Below are 6,320 nucleotides of genomic sequence, written 5' to 3' on the forward strand. Positions count from 1 at the left end.
AGGCGCCGATGACGAAGTCGGCGGGCTGGCCGACCAGGTTGGTGGTGTAGCCCTTCTTATCTCGACGTCGAGATAAGAAGGGTTATGCCGATGTTGGGGTTATGCCGACCGGCGGCGTGTGTTGCCTGGTGGGGGCCGTGCTGGGACTGGATTCATCGGCATAATCACAGGCTCTGCAGCCACGCGAGCAAGGGGTCGGCGGGTTGGTACTCGCCAGCGCGGGTATCAGGCTGGCGAGTACGGTCGAGAGCCTTGCGTTTGATGGCCATGTCGGCATGGAGGTAAACGCTTGTCGTTGCTTGTGTTTCATGGCCGAGCCACAGAGCGATGACAGCGGCATCGATGCCGGCCTCAAGGAAACGCATCGCTGCGGTGTGTCGCAGAGTATGCACGGTCACGTGCTTGCCGGCGAGGTCAGGGCAGATGGACGTGGCCTGGGCCAGATGAAGGGAGAGCCGTCGCTGAACGGCGTCGGCGGAAAGCGCGAGACCGCGCGGATTCGGGAAAAGGGCCTGGCCGGCACGGGTCGACCGCTCTTGGAGGTATGTCCTCAGCAGGGATGCTGTGGCTGATGTCAACGGGGTGGCGCGGTTCTTGCGCCCCTTGCCGGTGCAAGCCACGTGCGGAGCAGCGCCGAGATGAACATTGGTAAGGCACAAGCCGGTGATCTCGCTGAGCCTCAACCCGGTTTGGACCGCCAGGGTGAACATGACCCGATCTCGCCTGCCGGTCCAGGTGTCGGTGGTGATCGCGTCCAGCAGAGCCTGACTCTCCCGGAAGGTGAGGAACGTGACCTGTGGCTTCGGATGTTTCTTGACGGGGATGGTGTGGATTCGCGCGATGGTGTCCAGCAGCTCGGGTGCCTTGGTGGCCTGGAAGGCCATCGTTGCTTTGATGGCCGCGAGCCGAAGATTCCTGGTTGCAACGCTATTCCCGCGGTCATGCTCGAGGTGGTCGAGAAATGCGATCACCTGCGCCGCGTCGACGTGGGTGGTTTCGAGCTTGTGGGCCGGCACGTTTTTCCTCTCGGACAGGAAAGCCAGGAAGAGCTTCCAGGTGTCGCGGTAGGCCCGAATCGTCGCGGCGCTTGCGGCGCGCTGAGTGACCAGATGCGCGGTGAAAAACTCCTGCAGGATCGGAGCCAGTAGCGGCATCATGACTGCCTGCTCGGTTCGAGGCGTCGGACCGCGACTGCGGCGATCTCCGGCGCTGCCTGCAAATACCAGTAGGTGTCGGCAGGGTTGGAGTGGCCAAGCCAAACCGACAGCAACGTCAGGGTTCGAGCTGGATCACGGCCGTAGCGGTAGGCGTCGATCATGGTTTGGGTCGCGAACGTGTGGCGAAAGTCGTGCAGACGCGGACGGGCACCGGCCCGAACCGGCAGACCAGCGTGCTGCACCATCTGGTGAAATGCACCTCGAGCGGTGTGCTCGTTGATCGCGGTGCCTTTCTGCGTGACGAACAAGGCGCTATCGGGTCCGGTGCTAAACCGGTGCCGGGCCGGGACGCTGAGATAATCAGCCAGCGCGTCACATGAACTCGGATCGAGCCGGACCACGCGTTGACGACCGAACTTCGCGTGAGCGATCAGGACGACTCCCTGGTCCAGATCGACATCGCCGACCGCAAGCCGCACGGTTTCCCCGATGCGCATTCCCGTGACCGCGAGCAGCCCGATCAGAGTTGTCATCGTTGCCGCACGCAGCGGGGTGAACAACTGGTGGGCTGTGGTCATCAGAGCCCGAATGTCGTTGATCGAGTACAGATATGGCGTTGCCCGGCGGGACCCGCTGACTCCTTGACGGACCCCGGGCACCCCCACGGGCAGGCCGGAGCCAGCGAGGTAGATCGCGAACCCTCGGACGGTGGACAACCGGGCGGACAGCCATCCCGGGCGCCCTCCCACGGGCGCGTGTGCCCACGCCAGCGCCTCACCCTGGGAGAACAGCAGGCCATCGTCACGTTCGGCAGGAAGGCTGTTGGCGAACTGGGTGAGCAGGTGTTCGGCCTTCCGGTTCGGCTGGAACCCGCGAGCGGCGCGAAAGTCCATGTAGTCGCTGATCAAGGTGGATAGCTCACGCATGATCGACCTCCACCGGCCAGGGGCGGACAAGAACGGCCAACGACCGCAGATCCAAGGAGGCATAGGCCATAGTCACCTGGCCATCAGCGTGACCGAGCAGTTCGCCAACCTCGGTTAGGCTGCCGCCAGCACAAAGAACGGCGCGGGCAGCTGAGTGCCGCAGCCGGTGTGCCCGCACTGTCCCCAACCCCGCCCGGGCGGCATGCCTGGCCACAACCTGGCTCACCGCTCGCCCCGTCATCGGCGTTGGTCCACCTCGGACCTGCAGGAATACCTCACGACATGCAACGCCGGCCGGGCGCCAATTCAAGTAGGCCACCACTGCCTGCCCCACATCGTGAGGTATCGGAAGGCACAACCTGCGCGCGCCTTTGACTCTCGGAGTCACCGTCGCCGCCCGCCAGTTGAAGTCGTCCAAGACCAACCCGGCGACCTCGCCAGCGCGCAGTCCCAGCCGGGATAACACCACGAGAAGGGCATAGTCCCGAGACCCCGTCGTGGTCCGGCGATCCGGAACCGCCAATAGCCGCTGAACATCCTCAGCAGACAGCGCCTTGGGGAGGTGACCGAACCGGTGGGTCACCACCACGCCGACCGCGGGCCTCAAATCGCAGCCCGTCCAGCCCGACATCCACGCGAACCCCAGAAACGACCTGATCGCCGTCGCAATCAGCTTCAACGACCGCGGTGAGTACCGACCACCGAGATTCGTCACATACGAACGCACCCGCTGAGCCGACACGCCGTCGAAATCAACCACGCCGGCCGGCCCACCCACCTCAGTTAGGAATGGCAGGACATGACGGACATAGCACTCCCTGGTGGTCACCGACACGCCCTTGTCAGCCGTCAGGAGACGCTCGAAGTCGTTGACGGCCAACTCCAGCCGGAGCTGGCACCCTCCGCAACCAACACTGCTGTTCACGCTGGTATCTCCTTCCTCCTGAATTACAAGGAAGGCCAGCATCGCGCTCAGGCCACGAATCTGTGATTATGCCGATGAATCCAGTCCCGGCACGGCCCCCACCAGGCAACACACGCCGCCGGTCGGCATAACCCCAACATCGGCATAACCCTTCCACCCGGCCAGCGCGCGGGTCTTGGCCTCCAACTCGCGGTTCACCGACTTCGTCGCACCGGCGAGCTTGATGAACCGATTCCGTTTCACCGCTGCGTGTCCGTCAACAGCACGTTGAGCTTTGGCGACCTGCTCATCGATCCCGCGCAGCGTGCGCCGCGCCCGGTCGTGGCGGTATTGGTAGTGGGTGATCCGATCCGGGATCCCGCGGGTCTTCTCACTGCTGCTGGCCGGCCAGGGCTGGGTCAGCACCAGCTGATCGGGCACCGCCTCGTCAGGGTGTTTGTCACGCCATTCGCGCACCACGTCGGGCAGGAATGGAATTCGTGCGCCCAGGATGTAGGACAATCCCGCGGCCTGCAGCGCAATCTGGTTGGCCTCCGAGATCATCCCGGCATCGGCGACCACCGTCACGTCGGTGAGCCGGTGGGCGGCCTTGAATGCGTTGATGACCGGCAGCATGGTCGCGGTCTCGGCCTTGTTGCCCTCGAAGGCCTCCACAGCCAGCGGGAACCCCGAAGCATCGGTGAGCAGCCCAATGGTGATCTGCGGTTCCAGCCTGCGTTCCTTGGAGAATCCGGGCTCCCGGAACCCATCACCGGTATCAGTTTCGAAGTACAAAGTGCTGACGTCGTAGAGCACCAGGCTGGCTGGTCCCAGGCCGGCGCGGGCCGCGCATGCGGCCGATAGTGCTTGGCGCACTTTCGGTTTAGCGATCACCGGCAGGCGCCGCGTAACGGTGCGGTAGTCGACCGGCGCGATACCCGTCTCGGCGAGCACCCGTAGTGAGTCTTGCTTGCTGGTCGGTTCGATGATCCGGGCGAACACCAGATCGCGGAACACCTCATCGCCTCTCACGGCGGTGTCGAACCCGAGGATCTGATAAGCCCGGCACAACGCCTCCCACAGGTGGCTGGACTTAGAGGCGACGATTTCCAAGGGTTCGCCCTCAACGCCGACGGTATTCAGCCCCAGGTCCAGGGCGCCTTGGCCTTCGGCCAGGCGTTGGCGGGCGGCAGCCTTGAGTGCTTCGACCTGGGCGTCATCGTGCGCAGAACCCAGATGCTCAATCTGGCGCGAACCACGCCGAGTCGACCAGACGATCTGCACCGCGGTCGCCCCCGAGGCGGTCTTCACGGTGCGCACGTAGGCCACCACAGCACCCTACGAGTCCAGAATTAGTGTGCAAATTTCGGCCCAACATCAACCAAAACCGCAGATCAACGACCCGCGCCGAGCTGCACAGCGAAAAAGTGTCCTAAGTCAGGTGTCACACCCACCTGCAACAATCAGGCCTCACAACCGGCAAGCACCTGCTCATCCGACCCCGAACCCGCCGCGGGAAAAATCGAGGTTAGTGTTGGAACACTTTCCACCCATGTCGACAGACGGGCTAGAGAAGCGGTGAGCATCAATCCGTTCGACGACGCCGATGGCAGCTTTTCCGTCTTGGTCAACGACGAGGATCAACACAGCCTGTGGCCGACCTTCGCCGATGTTCCGGCCGGCTGGCGGGTGGTGTATGGCGAAGCGGACCGTGCTGCATGTCTGGACTACATAGAACAGAATTGGAGCGATATACGGCCAAAGAGTCTGCGCGACAGGCTGGCAGAGGACCGTGACTTCGATCAGTGAACCGGAGGGAGAGTCTTATTGAACTTGATGACCGGGCGCTTCCGCTGACGCGGGCACAGCTGGATATTTGGCTTGCGGAGGAAACGGGTCGCTTCGGTGCGAAGTGGCAGTTGGGTGTGCTTCTGCGAATCGCGGGCCCGATCGACCCTGGCTTGTTTGAGTCGGCGATCCGTCAAGTAGTGCGCGAGGCCGAACCACTGAGAGCCGCCTTTTTCCAGCTGGACGGCCAGGTTTTCCAAAAGGCGGTTGACTACCCCGACGTTGAGCTTGCTCGCTATGACCTCACCTCCTCACAGGATCCTGTCCGGGACGCCTATCGGCTAGCATCATCGATCCAACGCACAAAGATGCAGTTTAGCGGTCCGCTGTTCAAATTTGCGTTGTTGCAGACGCGGGTTGATGAATTTTATTGGTTCGTTTGCTGCCATCATATAGTCGTAGACGGAATCAGCCTCGCTGTTGTTTGTCATCGGATCGCAGACATCTATTCCGCAATTGCTTCTGGTGCGTCGATTCCTCCTGCTTTTTTTGGGTCGCTGAGTGATCTGGTTGATTGTGAGTTAGAATATGAAGCGTCCACCGATTATCTCGATGATCAAGCCTATTGGGCGAGGAACCTTCCGCCGGAAAGCGAACAAGGTTATCGGTTGGCGCACGCCGCGGGCGGGCGTGAGCCGGATGAGTCTTCCGCACCGGTTCAATTGGACCCTTTCGTCGTTGCCGGGATTCACGAGTTGTCGCGGGCGTTGCGGGTGCGTAGCTCGTCGTTGATTACTGCGGCCTGCGCGCTCCTCGTGCATGGGTGGGGCGTCAAGGGTCCGGAGTTGGCGCTCGATTTTCCGGTCAGCCGGCGTGTGCGTCCGGAGGCACAGACGGTCCCCGGAATGATTTCCGGGGTTGTACCGGTGGTGTTCAAGGCTTGGCCCGGGTCTGCGGTTGCTGGTTTTTGTGAACATGTCGACACGCGAATGCGAGAAGCGCTGCAGCATCAGCGGTTTCCGGTGCACGTTCTTGAGAACAAGGCGCGTTTCCGCGACTCCAGGCAGGCGTCGAATCGGGTAGTTGTTAATTTAATTCCGACTACACATATGGGTGATTTTGCTGGTGCTCCGGTATCGGCGACCCTGACCCATTCTGGGCTCGTGGATCAGTTTGGGCTGGTGTTTTTTAAGGACGGTGATCAGCTTTTTCTTACCACGCAGGGTGCTGGGCAATTGTTTTCCAATTGTGATGTCTTCGATTTAGCCGAGCGGGTGGAGCGGGTGTTGGTGGCGATGACCGCGGACCCGACCCGGCGGTTGTCGTCGATCGATGTGCTCGGTGAGGCCGAGCACGCTCGGCTGGATGGGTGGGGTAATCGGGTGGCGATGACCCAGCCCGCGCCTGCGCCGATGTCGGTTCCGGTGTTGTTTGCAGCGCAGGTGACCCGGATTCCGGAGTCGGTGGCGATCGTCTTCGGGGCCCTGTCCCTGACGTATCGGGAACTGGATGAGTCCGCAAATCGGTTGGCGCACTTGCTGTCCG

Annotated in this window: 5 protein-coding genes and 1 pseudogene; 2 read left to right on the plus strand and 4 right to left on the minus strand. The window is 62.3% G+C overall.

The genetic code is table 11. The annotated features are described in order from the left end of the window. Positions 1-164 precede the first annotated feature (164 nt). The 4 genes and pseudogenes from VKI00_RS10220 to VKI00_RS10235 form a co-directional block, all read right to left on the minus strand. Positions 165-1,157, minus strand: coding sequence for a tyrosine-type recombinase/integrase (locus tag VKI00_RS10220; protein ID WP_324437295.1), 993 nt, complete (start codon positions 1,155-1,157; stop codon positions 165-167). Next, positions 1,154-2,083: a tyrosine-type recombinase/integrase gene (locus VKI00_RS10225; RefSeq protein ID WP_324437297.1), complete on the minus strand. Its 930-nt coding sequence runs from the start codon at positions 2,081-2,083 to the stop codon at positions 1,154-1,156. The genes VKI00_RS10220 and VKI00_RS10225 overlap by 4 nt, the downstream gene beginning before the upstream one ends. Beyond that, complete coding sequence (locus VKI00_RS10230) at positions 2,076-3,008, minus strand: tyrosine-type recombinase/integrase (protein WP_324437298.1); 933 nt, start codon at positions 3,006-3,008, stop codon at positions 2,076-2,078. The genes VKI00_RS10225 and VKI00_RS10230 overlap by 8 nt, the downstream gene beginning before the upstream one ends. Positions 3,009-3,152: 144 nt before the next feature. Beyond that, positions 3,153-4,316: pseudogene (locus tag VKI00_RS10235) on the minus strand (IS1634 family transposase); the annotation flags it as partial. Between the two features lie 249 nt (positions 4,317-4,565). Here VKI00_RS10235 and VKI00_RS10240 point away from each other — a divergent pair. Continuing rightward, a complete protein-coding gene (locus tag VKI00_RS10240) occupies positions 4,566-4,796 on the plus strand; it encodes an MbtH family protein (protein WP_324437299.1) in 231 nt (76 codons plus the stop codon). Between the two features lie 17 nt (positions 4,797-4,813). Continuing rightward, positions 4,814-6,320, plus strand: a 1,507-nt coding sequence (locus VKI00_RS10245; RefSeq protein ID WP_324437301.1) for a condensation domain-containing protein, incomplete at its 3' end; no start/stop codon positions are given.

This window comes from Mycobacterium sp. (assembly GCF_035314665.1).
Classification (GTDB): domain Bacteria; phylum Actinomycetota; class Actinomycetes; order Mycobacteriales; family Mycobacteriaceae; genus Mycobacterium.

Excerpts from the sequence above, each read along its gene's own strand:
- VKI00_RS10220 (WP_324437295.1), bottom strand. The coding sequence starts at position 1,157 with ATGATGCCGCTACTGGCTCCGATCCTGCAGGAGTTTTTCACCGCGCAT.
- VKI00_RS10225 (WP_324437297.1), bottom strand. The coding sequence starts at position 2,083 with ATGCGTGAGCTATCCACCTTGATCAGCGACTACATGGACTTTCGCGCC.